Origin of the sequence: Streptomyces sp. WAC 04229 (genome assembly GCF_003947455.1) — a bacterium.
Lineage (GTDB): Bacteria > Actinomycetota > Actinomycetes > Streptomycetales > Streptomycetaceae > Streptomyces.
The window spans coordinates 1-15,499 of sequence record NZ_QHJH01000169.1 but is presented as its reverse complement, the minus strand read 5'-3'; the positions used below and the strand labels follow the sequence as shown (position 1 = coordinate 15,499).

The 15,499-nt window shown below is 74.6% G+C and carries 15 protein-coding genes; 5 read left to right on the top strand and 10 right to left on the bottom strand.

Annotated features, from left to right (window positions below; genetic code table 11):
• From DMH12_RS30250 to DMH12_RS30240, 3 genes are all read right to left on the bottom strand, one after another.
• Positions 1 to 1,360 (bottom strand): L-aspartate oxidase (locus DMH12_RS30250; RefSeq protein WP_260474394.1); only part of this gene is annotated, 1,360 nt, incomplete at its 3' end.
• Positions 1,357 to 2,358 carry a pantoate--beta-alanine ligase gene (gene panC / locus DMH12_RS30245; RefSeq protein ID WP_125494610.1) on the bottom strand — a complete coding sequence of 334 codons (1,002 nt, stop codon included), beginning with the start codon at positions 2,356 to 2,358 and terminating at the stop codon, positions 1,357 to 1,359. The genes DMH12_RS30250 and panC, both read right to left, overlap by 4 nt.
• Positions 2,355 to 3,410, bottom strand: a complete 1,056-nt coding sequence (locus tag DMH12_RS30240) for a Rossmann-like and DUF2520 domain-containing protein (RefSeq protein WP_125494609.1) — start codon at positions 3,408 to 3,410, stop codon at positions 2,355 to 2,357. The genes panC and DMH12_RS30240 overlap by 4 nt, the downstream gene beginning before the upstream one ends.
• Before the next feature lie 190 nt (positions 3,411 to 3,600).
• Here DMH12_RS30240 and DMH12_RS30235 point away from each other — a divergent pair, with 190 nt between their 5' ends.
• Positions 3,601 to 4,788 carry a low specificity L-threonine aldolase gene (locus tag DMH12_RS30235; protein WP_125494608.1) on the top strand — a complete coding sequence of 396 codons (1,188 nt, stop codon included), beginning with the start codon at positions 3,601 to 3,603 and terminating at the stop codon, positions 4,786 to 4,788.
• A gap of 107 nt (positions 4,789 to 4,895) precedes the next feature.
• Here DMH12_RS30235 and DMH12_RS30230 read toward each other — a convergent pair whose 3' ends face one another.
• Positions 4,896 to 5,111 (bottom strand): hypothetical protein, encoded by a 216-nt coding sequence (locus DMH12_RS30230; protein WP_125494607.1) that lies wholly within the window; start codon positions 5,109 to 5,111, stop codon positions 4,896 to 4,898.
• Positions 5,112 to 5,278: 167 nt separating this feature from the next.
• On the opposite strand from DMH12_RS30230, the gene DMH12_RS30225 reads away from it, so the two are divergent.
• Positions 5,279 to 6,385: a DUF5937 family protein gene (locus DMH12_RS30225; protein ID WP_125494606.1), complete on the top strand. Its 1,107-nt coding sequence runs from the start codon at positions 5,279 to 5,281 to the stop codon at positions 6,383 to 6,385.
• 58 nt (positions 6,386 to 6,443) lie between these two features.
• On the opposite strand, the gene DMH12_RS30220 is transcribed toward DMH12_RS30225, so the two are convergent.
• From DMH12_RS30220 to DMH12_RS30210, 3 genes are read right to left on the bottom strand one after another with little or no spacing between them, the layout of a single operon-like run.
• Positions 6,444 to 7,094, bottom strand: a complete 651-nt coding sequence (locus DMH12_RS30220; RefSeq protein WP_125494605.1) for an AAA family ATPase — start codon at positions 7,092 to 7,094, stop codon at positions 6,444 to 6,446.
• Between the two features lie 53 nt (positions 7,095 to 7,147).
• A complete protein-coding gene (locus tag DMH12_RS30215) occupies positions 7,148 to 7,822 on the bottom strand; it encodes a response regulator transcription factor (RefSeq protein ID WP_125494604.1) in 675 nt (224 codons plus the stop codon).
• Between the two features lie 53 nt (positions 7,823 to 7,875).
• A complete protein-coding gene (locus tag DMH12_RS30210) occupies positions 7,876 to 9,081 on the bottom strand; it encodes a sensor histidine kinase (protein WP_125494603.1) in 1,206 nt (401 codons plus the stop codon).
• A 118-nt stretch (positions 9,082 to 9,199) separates the two neighbouring features.
• On the opposite strand from DMH12_RS30210, the gene DMH12_RS30205 reads away from it, so the two are divergent.
• A complete protein-coding gene (locus DMH12_RS30205) occupies positions 9,200 to 10,291 on the top strand; it encodes an SAM-dependent methyltransferase (protein WP_125494602.1) in 1,092 nt (363 codons plus the stop codon).
• On the opposite strand, the gene DMH12_RS30200 is transcribed toward DMH12_RS30205, so the two are convergent.
• Positions 10,256 to 11,407: an NADH-quinone oxidoreductase subunit D gene (locus DMH12_RS30200; protein ID WP_125494601.1), complete on the bottom strand. Its 1,152-nt coding sequence runs from the start codon at positions 11,405 to 11,407 to the stop codon at positions 10,256 to 10,258. The two genes, DMH12_RS30205 and DMH12_RS30200, sit on opposite strands and share 36 nt — an antisense overlap.
• A 31-nt stretch (positions 11,408 to 11,438) precedes the next feature.
• On the opposite strand from DMH12_RS30200, the gene DMH12_RS30195 reads away from it, so the two are divergent.
• The gene (locus tag DMH12_RS30195) at positions 11,439 to 11,960 is read left to right on the top strand and encodes a PH domain-containing protein (protein ID WP_185832635.1); all 522 of its coding nucleotides are present in this window, start codon (positions 11,439 to 11,441) and stop codon (positions 11,958 to 11,960) included.
• Complete coding sequence (locus DMH12_RS30190) at positions 11,957 to 13,315, top strand: PH domain-containing protein (protein WP_399189319.1); 1,359 nt, start codon at positions 11,957 to 11,959, stop codon at positions 13,313 to 13,315. Before DMH12_RS30195 ends, DMH12_RS30190 begins: the two co-directional genes overlap by 4 nt.
• A gap of 15 nt (positions 13,316 to 13,330) precedes the next feature.
• Here the strand turns inward: DMH12_RS30190 and DMH12_RS30185 are convergent, their stop codons facing one another.
• On the bottom strand, positions 13,331 to 14,572 hold the full coding sequence (locus tag DMH12_RS30185) for a hypothetical protein (RefSeq protein WP_185832634.1): 1,242 nt from the start codon (positions 14,570 to 14,572) through the stop codon (positions 13,331 to 13,333).
• A 128-nt stretch (positions 14,573 to 14,700) separates the two neighbouring features.
• Positions 14,701 to 15,499: alpha/beta hydrolase family protein (locus DMH12_RS30180; protein ID WP_125494600.1), on the bottom strand; the 799-nt coding region annotated here is incomplete at its 5' end.

Below are 15,499 nucleotides of genomic sequence, written 5' to 3'. Positions count from 1 at the left end.
GCTCGGCGTCGCGCTCCAGCATGCGGCGCAGGATGCCCTTGGCGACGATGTCCCGGGGGGCGAGTTCCGCGAGTTCGTGCTGCCCCTCCATGAAGCGCACGCCGTCCGCGTGGCCCGCCGCGATGTCGGCCGCGATGCGCTCGGCGTAGACCAGCCCTTCCAGGAGGGAGTTGGAGGCGAGGCGGTTGGCGCCGTGCACGCCGGTGCAGGCGACCTCGCCGCACGCGTAGAGGCCGGGGACCGTGGTGCGGCCCGCGGCGTCGGTGCGGACGCCGCCGGAGGCGTAGTGGGCTGCCGGGGCGACCGGGATCGGCTCGGTGACCGGGTCGATGCCGTGCGACCGGCAGGCGGCGAGGATCGTGGGGAAGCGGCTCTCCCACATGTCGGCGCCGAAGTGCCGGGCGTCCAGGTACATGTGCTCGGCGTCGCGCTCCAGCATGCGGCGCAGGATGCCCTTGGCGACGATGTCCCGGGGGGCGAGTTCCGCGAGTTCGTGCTGCCCCTCCATGAAGCGCACGCCGTCCGCGTCCACCAGGTGGGCGCCCTCACCGCGTACCGCCTCCGAGACCAGGGGCTGCTGGCCCTCGGCGTCCGGGCCGAGGAAGAGGACCGTGGGGTGGAACTGGACGAACTCCAGGTCGCTCACCTCGGCGCCCGCGCGGAGGGCGAGCGCGACGCCGTCGCCGGTCGAGACGGACGGGTTGGTCGTCGCCGAGAAGACCTGGCCCATGCCGCCGGTCGCCAGGACCACCGCGGGGGCGTGCACGGCCCCCACGCCGTCGTGCTGGCCCTCGCCCATCACGTGCAGGGTGACGCCCGCGGTGCGGCCCTCGGCGTCCGTGAGGAGGTCGAGCACCAGGGCGTTCTCCACGGTGCGCAGTCCACGCGCGCGTACCGCCTCGACCAGGGCGCGGGAGATCTCCGCGCCGGTGGCGTCGCCGCCGGCGTGCGCGATGCGGCGGCGGTGGTGACCGCCCTCGCGGGTGAGCGCCAGGCCGCCCTCGGTGGACTCGTCGAAGTGCGCGCCGGTCTCGATGAGGCGGCGTACGGCGTCGGGGCCCTCGGTGACCAGGATGCGGACCGCCTCCGGGTCGCACAGGCCCGCCCCGGCGACCAGGGTGTCGTCCAGGTGCTGCTCGGGGGTGTCGCCCTCGCCGAGGGCCGCGGCGATGCCGCCCTGGGCCCAGCGGGTGGAACCGTCGTCGAGGCGGGCCTTGGTGACCACCACCGTGCGCAGTCCCGCCGCCTCGCAGCGCAGAGCCGCGGTGAGGCCGGCCACGCCGGAGCCGACGACCACCACGTCCGCGTCGAGGGCCCAGCCGGGCGCGGGGGCGTGCAGTCGTATGCCTGTGCTGGTCACGAGGCGGCTCCGAAGGTGAGGGTGACGTTGTCGATCAGCCGGGTCGCGCCGACCCTGGCGGCGAGGGCGAGGATCGCCTCGCCGGTGTGGTCGTCGTCGATCTCGGTGAAGTCGGCCGGGTCGACGAGGGCGAGGTAGTCCAGCTCCAGCGGCGGGGTGGCGCGGGCGGCGTCGTCCAGGACCTGGCGGGCGGCGGCCCGGACGGCGGTGGCGCTGCGCGGGGCGGACGTGGCGACGGCGTGGGCGTCGGCCGCCGCGCGGGACTCGCCCAGGGCGCTGAGGGCCTCGGCACGGGCCTGGGTGGCGGGGACCTCGCGGGCACGCGCGCACAGCGCCTCCTGGGCGGCGTGCCGGTCCAGGCCCGCGAAGAGCGCCTGGGAGAGCGCGAGGGCCGTGCGGCGCTCCGGGGCGGAGAGGTAGCGGTTGCGGCTGGACAGGGCCAGGCCGTCCTCCTCGCGCACCGTGGGGACGCCGATGATCTCCACGCCGAAGTTGAGGTCGCGGACCATGCGGCGGATCAGCGCGAGCTGCTGGGCGTCCTTCTGGCCGTAGAGGGCCAGGTCCGGGCGGGTGAGGTGGAGCAGCTTGGCGACGACGGTGAGCATGCCGTCGAAGTGGCCGGGGCGGGAGGCGCCCTCCAGGCGTTCGCCCATCGGGCCCGCGGTGACGCGCACCTGGGGTTCGCCGCCGGGGTAGACCTCGTCGGCCGAGGGCGCGAAGACGGCGTCGGCGCCCGCCCGCGCGGCGATCTCCAGGTCGGCGTCCAGGGTGCGCGGGTAGCGGTCCAGGTCCTCGCCGGCGCCGAACTGGAGCGGGTTGACGAAGACGGTGGCGACGACCTCGCCGTCCGGGCCGGCCAGGTCGCGCGCCGTGCGGATCAGGGTGGCGTGGCCCTCGTGCAGGGCGCCCATGGTCATCACGACGGCCCGGCGGCCGCGCCGCACACGCGCGTGGAGTTCGTCGGCGGTGCGCAGCAGGGCGGGCGGGGTGGTGGTCATCGGGCGTCTCCCTCGGGGCGGTCGGGGCCGGTGGGTCCCTCGGGGCGGTCGGGGCCGGTGGGTCCGTCGGGACGGCCAGGCCCGGTGGGTCCCTCGGGGCCGGCCGGGCCGGCCGGGCCGGTCGGGCCCGCGGGGCCGTTGGGGCCCGGCCTTCCTTCGGCGAGTACCCCGAGCAGGTCCTCGGCCAGTTCGGCCTTCAGCAGCCCGTGGGCCAGCGCGCGGTCGGCCGTCGCGCGGGCCATCGCCAGGTAGCCGGCCACGGCCTGCGGCGCGTGCTCGCGCAGCTCCACGATGTGCGCGGCGACCGTGCCCGCGTCCCCGCGCGCGACAGGGCCGGTGAGGGCCGCGTCGCCGGAGCGCAGGGCGTTGTCGAGGGAGGCGCCCAGCAGGGGTCCGAGCATCCGGTCGGGGGCCGCCACGCCGGCCGTGCGCAGCAGCTCCATGGACTGGGCGACCAGGGTGACCAGGTGGTTGGCGCCCAGGGCGAGCGCCGCGTGGTAGAGCGGGCGCCGGTCCTCGGCGATCCACTCCGGCTCGCCGCCCATCTCGATGACCAGGGCCTCGGCGGCCAGCCGCAGCTCCTCGGGAGCGGTGACGCCGAAGGAGCAGCCGGCCAGCCGCTGGACGTCCACGGGAGTGCCGGTGAAGGTCATCGCCGGGTGCAGGGCGAGCGGCAGGGCACCGGCCCGCAGCGCGGGGTCCAGGACCCTCGCGCCGTACCGGCCGGAGGTGTGCACCAGCAGCTGGCCCGGCCGCACGGCACCGGTCTCGGTGAGGCCGGCCACCAAACCGGGCAGGGCGTCGTCGGGGACGGTCAGCAGGACCAGTTCGGCGCGCTGCAGGACCTCGGCGGGCGCCATGAGGGGCACGTCGGGAAGGAGTGCGGCGGCGCGCCGCCGGGAGGCGTCGGAGACCCCGGAGACGGCCACCGGGCGGTGCCCGGCGAGCTGGAGGGACGCGGCCAGCGCGGGGCCCACGCGTCCGGCGCCGACAACGCCTACGGTGAGCCGCGCGGGGCGGTCCTTGGGGTCTGGCTGTGGGGTTGTGTTCACGCGAGGACGGCCTTCCCGTTCCAGTCCGCTCGGGGTACCGGACGATTTCTCGTCATGTTAACGCGATTGGTTCGGGGGGCGTCCGGTTGTCCACAGGCTGTGGGTTTCCACGCACGCCCGCCCGCCGCGGCTCCCGGCGGTGCGCGAAACCCGGATGCCCCGGCACGGTGCCGCCCGGCATGATCCCGGCATGACTGACACCGTGGAGGAAAGTGGCGGACCGGCCGGGCAGGAGGCGCCCCCGGCGGAGCGGAACCGGCGGACGCGGGAGCGGCGGCTCGCCGTCCATCGGGCCGCCCGCAGGGTGCTGGACCGCCCCGGCTACCTCAGGACCGTCCGCGAAAGGCTGGCGCTGCTCGACGACGTCCAGGACCTCTACGACCTGGACGAACCGGTGGACATGTACGGCAACGGCGTCGTCGAGGCCCTGGAGGAGCGGACCGCCCTGCTGCTCGGCCTCGAGGCCGCCGCCTTCTTCCCGACGGGCACGATGGCCCAGCAGGTGGCCCTGCGCTGCTGGGCCGGCCGCACCGGCGATCCGACGGTCGCCCTGCACGGACTCAGCCATCCCGAGGTGCACGAGCGGAACGCGTTCAGCCGGGTCAGCGGGTTGCGCCCGGTGCGGGTGACCAGTGACCCCCGGCTGCCGACCGCGGCGGAGGTGCGCGACTTCGAGGAGCCCTTCGGGGCGCTGATGCTGGAGCTGCCCCTGAGGGACGCCGGTTACGTGCTGCCCACCTGGGAGGAGCTGACCGAGGTCGTCGCCGCGGCGCGGGAGCGGGACGCGGTGGTCCACTTCGACGGCGCCCGGCTGTGGGAGACCACCGTGCGCTTCGGCCGGCCCCTGGCGGAGATCGCGGGCCTCGCGGACAGCGTCTACGTGTCGTTCTACAAGTCGCTCGGCGGCTTCGGCGGTGCCGCGCTCGCCGGTCCGCGCACGCTGGTGGACGAGGCGCGCGCCTGGCGGCACCGCTACGGCGGCGCCCTGTTCCAGCAGTTCCCCACCGCCCTGTCGGCGCTGGCGGGACTGGAGCGGACGCTGCCGCGACTGCCCGAACAGGTCGCGCACGCGCGCGTGGTGGCCGCCGCGCTGCGCGAGGGGTTCGCGGCGGCCGGCGTCCCGTGGGCGCGCGTGCAGCCCGAGGTTCCGCACACCCACGAGTTCCGGGTCTGGCTGCCGTACGACGCCGAAGTCCTGGGCGAGGCCGCGCTCCGGCAGGGCGAGGAGACCGGCGTCCTGCTGTTCGCCGGCGCCTGGGACCCCGCCGGGCCCGGGATCTCCGTCGCGGAGGTCGGGGTGGGGACGGCCGGCCTGGAGTGGACGCCCGACGACGTGCGGGCGGCGGTCGCGGACTTCGTGGCCGCGCTGGAGGACTGAGCGACGGACCGCGTCAGCCCGGATCACCCGGAGCCACCACCTGCGCGGGGCACGCTCGAGCGGCCGTTCACCTCACGGCCGGACCGTGTGACCGGGCGGCGGCCGGGTCAGCCCAGGGCGCGCGGCCGCCTGGACCACCACCCGCGCAGCGCGCGCCGCAGGGGGCCGTGGGCGGGGCGGCCGGCGAGCACGGCCCGGAACCGGCGGCGTTCGCGCCACTCGCGCACGACCCGCACGTCGTAGGTGCCGGGCGCGGGCGGGGCGGGCTCGCCGAGCTGCCGGGCGCGGTAGGTGTCGAGGAGGTACTGCTGCGTGATGCTCATGGCGGATCGCCTTCTCCCGGATACGGGTCGGGACATTGCGGTGGGGAGGGGGCTCCGCGGCTGCCCCGGTGACCCAGCCTGCTCCGGTCCCGCCCCGCCGTCGCGCCGATTGACGACCGCGGTCAATCGGCGCCGGTGTTGTCAGTGGCGGCGTGCACCATGGGGGCATGAGCGTGCGCATCGACATCGCGGGGCTGCGGCCGGAGAGGGTCGCCGTCGTGCCCTCCCCCCTGGCCGAGCTGGGCATGGCGCTGCACGCGCTGTCCGAGCCGGGGCACCACCCCGGGCTGCAGGGCTGGGCGACGGGCGTGACCGCCCGGCTCGACTCGCATCTGGCCGACCGGATGTGCGAGGCCGACTTCCTGTGGCGGACCACCTTCTCGGACCTGTTCATGCCGTTCGCCGGGGTGCCGGGCCGCAGCACGCTGCCCGGCGCCACCCTCGCCGAGGACCTCGACCTGCTGGACAAGCTGTCCGACGAGCAGTTCGTGGACGCGGCCCTGGAGTTCACCTGCGCGCTGCCGTACAGCACGGGCGGGGTCTCCGCGCTCGCCAGCGCCGAGGTGCGCCGGCGTGCCCTGGACCTGGCCGCCGCGCGGGGACCGCAGCAGCTGCGTTTCAGCGAGCGGCTGCTGGTCGACCCGCCCCGGATCCGGGGCTGGCTGCGGCAGTTCGCGCACGACTGCGACGAGGCGTTCTTCGCGGAGGCCTGGTCCCGGCTGCGCCACCAGCTCGCGGCGGACGCCCGGCTCAAGACGGACCTGCTGCGCCGCAGGGGCCTCGCCGAGGCGCTCGCCGCCGTCTCCCCGGCGGTGACGCTGGACGAGGGCGCCGCGCGGATCACGGTCGACAAGCTGGGCGACGGCCGCTCCGCGACGGCGGACGGGGGACTGCTGCTCGTCCCGACCAGCCTGGGCTGGCCGCACCTGATGGTCCTGCACCGGCACGGCTGGCAGCCGGTGCTGCACTACCCGGTCGGCTCCCCGGAGATGGCCTCGCCGCCCTCGGTCGAGCAGCTCACGCTGCGGATGACCGCGCTGTCCCACCCCGTCCGGATGCGGATCTGCCGGTATCTGGCCCGCAGCGAGTACACCACCGGCGAGCTGGCTCAGGTGCACGGCATGACGGCCCCCGAGATATCCCGGCACCTGGGGGTGCTGAAGAAGGCGGGGCTGATCACCACCCGCCGCCGCGGCCGGTACGTGCTGCACCAGCTGGACGTGACGGTCGTGGCCCGGCTGGGCAGCGACTTCCTGGAGGGCATACTCCGGTAGCCCGGCGCCGGAGGCGCGCGGCGGTGCACGGCGGTGCACGGGCGGTGCGCGCGGCCGGTCAGTCGGCCCGGATGTGCCGGATCCCGACGCCCGCCTGCCTGATCCGGGTGCGCAGCGCGCCCTCGTCGTTGGGCCTGAGGGTGAGTCCCGCCAGCACGGCGATCCGGTCGGCGGTCTTCGGGACGGTCGTGCGGTCCGTCCACAGGTGCTCGGCGAACTCCGGCCCGGCCAGCCGCTCCAGGCAGTGGTCGAGCTGCCCCTCGGCCCAGGTGTCGCGACGGGGCCCGGGTCGCTTCCCACGGGCGTGCCCGGGGTACCTGACGTACCCGATCAGGTGGCCGAGGCCGCGCTCGCGCAGCCGACGCAGCACCGTCTCGCGCTCGGCGAGGAGGGTGAAGTGGCGTACGTCGTGGCCCAGTTCGCCCAGGCGGCCCACGGTCTCGGCGAAGTACCCGGAGTCGGTGACCGTCATCGGCGCGATCACCACCCCGTCGTGCTTCGTGAGCGCCAGGTCGAGGACCTCGACCACGCCCTGCCGCCAGGATGCCAAGTCCTGGAAGTCTCCGCGCAGTTCGGGCGGCAGCGTGCGGCGCAGCCCGAAGCCCACGTGCTCGGGGTCGCAGACGACGCTGCCCGGCAGCCGCCGCCGTATCTCGAAGGCCGTCTGTGTCTTGCCGCCGCCGAAGGGGCCGTTGATCCACAGGAGCATGCGCAGACCCTACCGACGCGGGCGCACCGGCGGAGCCCCGTGAGCCGGTCCCCTCAGCCCTGTCCCCCGCCGGCCCGCACCAGCCCGGTCTCGTAGGCGAGCACCACGACCTGCACCCGGTCGCGCAGGTTCAGCTTGGTCAGGATGCGGCCCACGTGCGTCTTCACGGTCGCCTCCGACAGCACGAGGCGCGCCGCGATCTCCCCGTTGGACAGGCCCTGCGCGACCAGCACCATGACCTCGCGCTCCCGGTCGGTGAGCCGATGGAGCTCCTTGTGCCGGGGCTCCTGGCCGGTGGCCGGCAGCATCGGCGCGAACCGGTCGAGGAGCCGGCGGGTGGTGGAGGGGGCGACGACCGCGTCGCCGCTGTGCACGGAGCGGATGGCGGCGAGCAGTTCGCCGGGCGGCACGTCCTTGAGCATGAAGCCGGAGGCGCCCGCCTTCAGCGCCGAGAAGGCGTACTCGTCGAGGTCGAAGGTGGTCAGGATCAGCACCTTGGGCGCGTCGGGGTCCACGCAGATCCGGGCGGTGGTCTCCACGCCGTCGAGCTTGGGCATCCGGACGTCCATGAGGACGACGTCCACGGCGGTCGAGCGCAGCACCTGGAGGGCCTCGACGCCGTCGCCCGCCTCGGCGACGACCTCCATGTCCGGCTGGGCCGCCAGCACCATCCGGAACCCGGTGCGCAGCAGCACCTGGTCGTCGACGAGCATTACGCGGATCGCCATCGGGGCCTCTTCCTTACAGGTGTCAACGCGGTACGTGCGTGCGGGGGCGGTCGTCAGTGTGCGGGTTTGAGCGGCAGCAGCGCGCTGATGCGGAATCCTCCGCCCGGTCGCGGTCCCGCGTCCAGGGTCCCGCCGACCATGCCGATCCGCTCGCGCATCCCGATCAGGCCGTGGCCCTGGCCGTCGAAGCCGCCCTCCTCGTACAGCTCGTGCGGGGCGCCCTTGCCGTCGTCCTCGATGAGCAGCCCCAGTCCGTCGTCGAAGTAGACCAGGCGCACGCTCGCGCCCGCGTTGGGCCCGCCGTGCTTGCGCGTGTTGGTCAGCGCCTCCTGCACGATGCGGTACGCGGTCAGCTCGACGCCGCTGGGCAGCTGCCGCGGGGTGCCCTCGACCTTGAAGTCGACCGGCAGCCCGGAGGTCCGGCAGTGCTCGACGAGGTCCTCGATCTGCTGGACGTCGGGCTGCGGGACGTACTCGCCGGCCTCCTGGTGCTCGCCGGTGCGCAGCACGCCGAGCAGGCGGCGCATCTCGGCGAGCGCCTGGCGGCCGGTGGAGGAGATGGTCTCCAGGGCCTTCTTCGCCTGGTCGGGGGCCGCGTCCAGGACGTAGGCGGCGCCGTCGGCCTGGACGACCATGACGGACACGTTGTGCGCGACGACGTCGTGCAGCTCGCGGGCGATCCGGGCGCGTTCGGCGGCGACGGCGACCTTGGCCTGCGCCTCGCGCTCCTTCTCCAGCCGGGCGGCCCGCTCCTCCAGCTGCGCGAAGTAGGCGCGGCGGGTGCGGATGGAGTCGCCGAGCACCCAGGCGAGCGCGAAGGGCACCGCCTGGAAGACCGTTATGGCGATGTTGCTCCCTATCCCCAGCTCGTCGTCGGCCCAGCGCAGCTGGGCGAAGGGCGCGGCGCACAGCCCCACGGCGAGAGCGGTGCGGGAGGCCCAGCGGGCGCCGGTCGCGGCGACCGTGTAGACGATCACGAGGAAGGCGAAGTCGGACGGCATCGTGGAGACGTCCAGCGCCAGCTGCCCCACGCCGAGTGCGACGGCGAGCAGCAGCATCTTCTCCGGCATCCGCTGGCGCAGTGCGATCACGACGCTCAGCAGCACGGCGAAGGGGACGATCAGCGCCATGAGGTGCGTGCCCTCGTCCGACGTCCCCGGGCCCGACACGGACACCAGGGAGACCCCGAGGACGACGAGGGCCCAGAAACTGTCGACCCCTGTCGGGTGTCGGCGGAGGAAATCGTAGAGGCGCTGCACGTAACCCAGCGTAGGGAAGCGGAATAGGTGCAGGGGTCAACCGGAGGGTCGATCCGTATCCGCCGCGCGTACTCCGCAAGGTGGAGGCCCCGCTCTTCTGTGCCCCTAGCCTGGGCCTGTGACAGCAGGGACGACAGGGGCCGATGAGGTTCCAGAGGCGCACGGCGGCGAGTGGCGTGGCTGGAGGGAGGCCACGCAGGAGGCCCTGTACGGGCCCGCGGGGTTCTACCGGGCCGGTCCGGAGGGTCCGGCCGGGCACTTCCGCACGTCAGTCCACGCGTCGCCGCTCTTCGCGGTGGCGGTGGCACGGCTGCTGTGCCGGGTCGACGAGGCCCTGGGCCGGCCCACCCCGCTGGCCTTCGTGGACATGGCGGCGGGACGGGGCGAACTGGTCACCGGCGTGCTGGCCGCGCTGCCCGCCGCCGTGTCGGCCCGCACGCGCGCGTACGCCGTCGAGGTCGCCGACCGCCCCGAGGGTCTCGACCACCGGATCGAGTGGCTCGCCGAGCCGCCGCGCGGCGTCACCGGGCTGCTGTTCGCCAACGAGTGGCTGGACAACGTGCCGGTGGAGGTGGCGGAGGTGGACGCCGCGGGCGTGGCGCGGCGGGTGCTGGTCCGGGGCGACGGGACGGAGCGGCTCGGCGGACCGGTGGCCGGGGCGGAGGCCGCGTGGCTGGCGCGCTGGTGGCCGCTGCCCGGCGAGGAGGGGCTGCGGGCCGAGATCGGGCTGCCCCGGGACACCGCCTGGGCGTCGGCCGTGGCGGCGCTGGACGCGGGGCTCGCGGTGGCCGCCGACTACGCGCACACCGTGGACTCCCGCCCGCCGTTCGGGACGCTCACCGGCTTCCGGGCGGGGCGGGAGACGCGGCCGGTGCCGGACGGGTCGTGCGACATCACCGCGCATGTCGCGCTGGACGCGTGTGCGTCGGCCCACGCCGCGAGGTGCGCTCCGGATCGCACGCCCCCGGACGCCCTCGTACGCCCCCAGCGCGAGGCCCTGCGCGCCCTCGGGCTCACGGGCGTACGCCCCCCGCTCGCGCTGGCCTCCACCGACCCGGCGGCATACGTGCGCGCCCTGACGCGCGCCTCCCAGGCGGCCGAACTGCTCGCGCCGGGCGGTCTCGGTGACTTCGGGTGGCTGCTCCAGCCGGTGGGCGGTGTGGACGCCGCCGCGCTACTTGTCGATGTCGCCGACGACGAAGAAGAGTGACCCGAGGATCGCCACCATGTCCGCGACCAGCGTGCCGGGCAGCAGCTCGGTCAGCGCCTGGATGTTGTTGAACGAGGCCGAGCGCAGCTTCAGCCGGTACGGCGTCTTCTCGCCCTTGCTGACGAGGTAGTAGCCGTTGATGCCGAGCGGGTTCTCGGTCCAGGCGTAGGTGTGGCCCTCGGGCGCCTTCAGCACCTTGGGGAGCCGCTGGTTGACCGGCCCGGGCGCCAGCTCGGCCAGGCGGTCCAGGCAGGCGTCGGCGAGGTCGAGGGCGTTGTGCGTCTGCTCCAGGAGGACCTCGAAGCGGGCGAGGCAGTCCCCCTCGGTGCGGGTGACGACCTTCAGCGTGTCCTGGAGTTCGCCGTAGGCGAGGTACGGCTCGTCGCGCCGCAGGTCGAAGTCGACGCCGGAGGCGCGCGCGATCGGCCCGCTGACGCCGTACGCGTGCACGGCCTCGGGCATCAGGGCACCCACCCCGCGCGTGCGCCCGCGGAAGATCTCGTTGCCGAGCACCAGGTCGTCGAAGACGTCCATGCGCGAGCGCACGGCGGCGACGGCGGCACGCGCGCGGCCGGTCCAGCCCGCCGGAAGGTCCTCCTTGAGGCCGCCGACGCGGTTGAACATGTAGTGCATGCGCCCGCCGGAGACCTCCTCCATGACGTTCTGGAGGACCTCCCGCTCCCGGAAGGCGTAGAAGACCGGGGTGATCCCGCCCAGCTCCAGGGGGTACGACCCCAGGAACATCAGGTGGTTGAGCACCCGGTTCAGCTCCGCGAGCAGCGTCCGCGTCCACACCGCGCGCGTGGGGACCTCCATGCCGAGCATCCGCTCCACGGCGAGGACGACGCCCAGTTCGTTGGAGAACGCCGACAGCCAGTCGTGGCGGTTGGCGAGCACGATGATCTGCCGGTAGTCGCGGGCCTCGAAGAGCTTCTCCGCGCCGCGGTGCATGTAGCCGATCACGGGCTCGGCGCTGGTGATGCGCTCGCCGTCCAGGACGAGCCTGAGCCGCAGCACGCCGTGCGTGGAGGGGTGCTGGGGCCCGATGTTGAGCACCATGTCGGTGCTCTCCGCGGCGCCGCCGATCCCGACCATGGTCTCCGTCGTAGGAGTCATGAACACAGTCTCCCCTACGTACGCTGGCCTCATGGAGACGGGGAGCCCTGACGACGCGGGCACGGCGGGGGCGACGCGCGCGGTGCGGCACGAGCCGGTGTGGACCGGCCTGCCGCCGGGACTGCTGCGCATGAGGCGGCTGTTGCTGGTGGTGTGGCTGGGACTGCTGACCCTTGCCGCGGGGCTGCTGCCCGGCCTGTTCCTCGGCGCCCCGTGGGCGGCCCTGGCGCTGCCGCCGCTGGCCCTGCTGGCCTGCGGCTGGGTGATGCTGGAGCGCAACTGGCGTTCCTGGCGGTACGCCGAGCGCGCCGACGACCTGCTGATCAGCCGGGGCGTGCTGTGGCGGGAGGAGACCGTGGTGCCCTACGGCCGGATGCAGCTGGTGGAGGTCACCTCCGGGCCGGTCGAGCGGCACTTCGGCCTGGCCAGCGTGCAACTGCACACGGCCGCCGCCGCGACCGACGCGACCATCCCCGGCCTCGACCCGGCCGAGGCGGAACGCCTGCGCGACCGCCTCACCGAGCTGGGCGAGGCACGATCGGCGGGGCTGTGACCACGCCCGGGGCCGACGGCTCCACCCAGGCCACCGAGCACGGCCCGCCCCCCGGAGCGGACGGCGTCACCGAGCGCCGCCTGCACCCCGTCACGCCGCTGCGCCGCGCGTGGGCACCGGTCGCCGTGCTCGTCGGCTGGGCGGTGCACGACCCCGACCAGGCGCAGCGCCAGCTGACCCGGCTGACCACGACCCACCTCCTCGTCGGCCTCGCCGTACTGATCCCGGCCGCCGGCCTCTACGGCTTCCTGACCTGGTGGTTCACCCACTACGCGGTGACCGGCACGGAGCTGCGCATCCGCACCGGGCTGCTGTTCCGCCGTACCGCGCACATCCGCCTCGAACGCATCCAGGCCATCGACGTCACCCAGCCGCTGCTGGCCCGGGTCGCGGGGGTCGCCAAGCTCAAACTCGACGTCATAGGCACCGGCAAGAAGGACGAACTGGCCTTCCTGGGCGCCGGTGACGCCCGGGCGCTGCGGGCCGAGCTGCTCGCCCGGGCGGCCGGCTTCGCACCCGAGACCGCGCACGAGGTCGGTGAGGCCCCCGCCCGGCAACTGCTGCGCGTGCCGCCCGGCGTGCTGGCCGTCTCGCTGCTGCTGACCGGCGCGACCTGGGGCACGCTGCTCGCCGCCGTGGTCGTACCGACGCTGCTGTGGCTGGCCACCCACAGCCTGTGGACGGTGCTGGCGACCGCCCTCCCCCTGGTGGGCGCCGCGGGCGCGAGCAGCGCGGGCCGGTTCGTCGGGGAGTACGACTGGACGGTGGCCGAGTCCCAGGACGGGCTCCGCATCGACCACGGCCTGCTGGACCGGGCCCACGAGACGGTGCCGCCGGGCCGGGTGCAGACCGTGCGGATCGTGGAGCCGCTGCTGTGGCGGCGGCGCCGGTGGGTGCGGGTGGAGCTGGACGTGGCCGGCTCGTCGAACTCCGTGCTGCTGCCGGTCGCCCCGCGCGAGATCGCCGAGGCGGTCGTCGCGCGGGTGCTGCCCGGCGTGACCGTGCCGACGGCTCCGGACCTGTCACGTCCGCCGCGGCGCGCGGCGCGGTGCAGGCCCCTGTGGTGGCGCGGCTACGGCCTCGCCGTCACCGACGCGGTCTTCGCGGCCCGGTACGGACTGCTGCGGCGCAGCCTGGCGCTGGTGCCGCACGCCAAGGTGCAGAGCGTCCGCCTGACCCAGGGGCCCTGGCAGCGGGCGCTGCGGCTGGCGGACGTACGGGTGGACACGGGGGCGAACAGGACCGTGACCGCGCGGCTGCGGGACGCCGACGAGGCGGCCCGGCTGCTGGAAAGCCAGGCGGATCGGTCCCGGACCGGACGCCGGGACGCGCCACCGGACCGCTGGATGGCCTGAGCCGCCCCCGGGGCCTCAGGACACCGCGCTGCGCAGCCCCTGCATGTCGATCTGCTCGGTCTCGTCGTGTTCCGTCAGGTCGATCACCTGGCCGACCCCCCGGGACTCCTCGCCGGCCGGCTTGAAGGCGGCCTCCGCCTCGGCCTTGTGCAGGGCGAGGGCCTCCTGGCCGACCACGTCGGCGAGGTCCTCGTTCTGGACGGTCTCCAGGGCGGCGTCGGAGGGCCCCGCGCCGTCCGCGCCGTCCCCGGGCTCCTTGGTGCCGAAGAAGTCGAAGCCGCCCTCGACCGACGGACGCCGCGCCGGGGCCCCCGGTACGACGGCCACCGCGGTCGGCACCGTGAAGTGACCGTCGGCCCGCCGGGTGGACCCGCCGGGCGGCGCGGGCCGTTCGTCGGACTGCGTCGCCGGAGCGGCGGGGGCGGAACTCTCGTGCCCGTCGGCCGCCTCGGGCTGCCCCTGCGCCTCGTCCTCCTGGACCGCCTCGGGCGCCGTCGCGCTCTCGCCACCGCCGCTGCCGCCGTCGTCACCGCCGTCGCCGCCGTCGTCACCGCCGTCCCCGTCGTCGGAGGCGTCGCCGCCGTCGTCCCGGTCGCCACCGTCCGGGCCGTTCGGCGCGTCCTCGTCGAAGCGCGCGAGGGCCGCGTTGGCCCGGAGGAACAGCCGCGAACCCGCGGGGGAGAAAACGGCCGGCGCCTCCTCCTTCGCAGCCTCGCCCGTGCCCTCGGCGGACGGGAGACCCTCGTCGGTCGCCTCCTCGGCCGGTGCCGGTCGTGCCGCCGGCAGCGCGGGCGCCGACGGCACCGCCTCTATCTCCAGCAGGCGGCGGCCCTCCAGCGCCGTGGCACGCTCGGTCTCCGCCGTGGCGTAGCGCCGCAGCAGCGAGGCGTGCTCGTTGCGCAGCCCCGCCAGCTCGGTGCGCTTGGCCCGCAGCCGGTGCTCCAGCTTGACGCGCAGTTCGCGCGACTCCTCCAGGTCGGACTCCAGTTCGGCGACCCGTTCCTCGTACCGCCACTCGTCGCTCGCCCGCGCGCGCGTGAGGTCGGCGACGCGCCTGCCCGCCTGTGCGTCCCAGTGCCGCATGACGACCGCGCCGACGACGGCCGTCACCGCTGCGGCCGCGGCCAGCACACGGAGGATCATGGTCTCGCTGAACACCCAGGGGCCGAGGGCGCAGACGACGGAGACGCCTGCGATCGCCGACGGAGGAAGCAGCCTGTGCAGAGGCGGGGAATGGCGGTGACGTCCACGTGGCATGGCCAGAAACTTACCGCGCGTAGGCGAATCTTGGCGCCCCGCCCCGTAAAAACACGGCCGTCTCCGACGTGTTCACACGGCACCGGGATTCCACAAGACCGCCGCGTGGCGAATTACCTCAAGATCATTCACGCCGGGCGCCCACCCAGCCGCTGACCGAGCCACTCAAGCGTCGCGGGAATCTCCCGCCGCCAGGTATTGAAGTTGTGCCCGCCGCTTTCCAGGATGATCGAAGAGATCCGGGTCGGCTTCCTGCTCTTGACCCGCTCGATGAACTCCAGCGTGTCCCTGTAGTTCGTCTCGCCCGACCTGCTGCTGGTCACGAGCAGGGAAGTGTCCGGGGCGGGCTTGTTCTTGAGATACCACCACAGATTCGCGTGGTTCTTCCGCTCCCTGTCGCCCTGGAAGAGATCACCGGTGGTGGGGTCGTCCGGCGCGTCGTAGTACGCGGAGAGCCCGGCCCCGGCGCCGAACACCTCGGGATGGTGCACGGCGAGTTTCAGCGCGCAGTAGCCGCCCGTCGAGTTGCCGACGACACCCCAGCTCCCCCGCCCCCCGGCCACGCGGTAGTGGGCGCCCACCGCCTCGGGAAGGTCCTTCGCGAAGAACGTCTCCGTCCGGGGGCCGCCCGGCACGTCCACGCATTCCGTGTCCCGGGGCGGCGCGACCGTCGGCCGCAGCATCACCAGGATCATCGGCCGCATCCGTCCGGCCCGGGCCGACTCCAGTGCCGTGCGCGGATAGTGGAGTTTGTCCACCAGCGCCTCGGCGGTCCCCGGGTACCCGGTCAGGACGACGGCGGCGGGAAACGTACGGCCGCGGTGCCGGGCCTGGAAGTACTCCGGCGGCAGATACACGTACGCGGGTGTCGCGATCCCCGTCGTACGCCCGACGACCTCGATCTCCTCGATCCGCCCGCCCGTATCG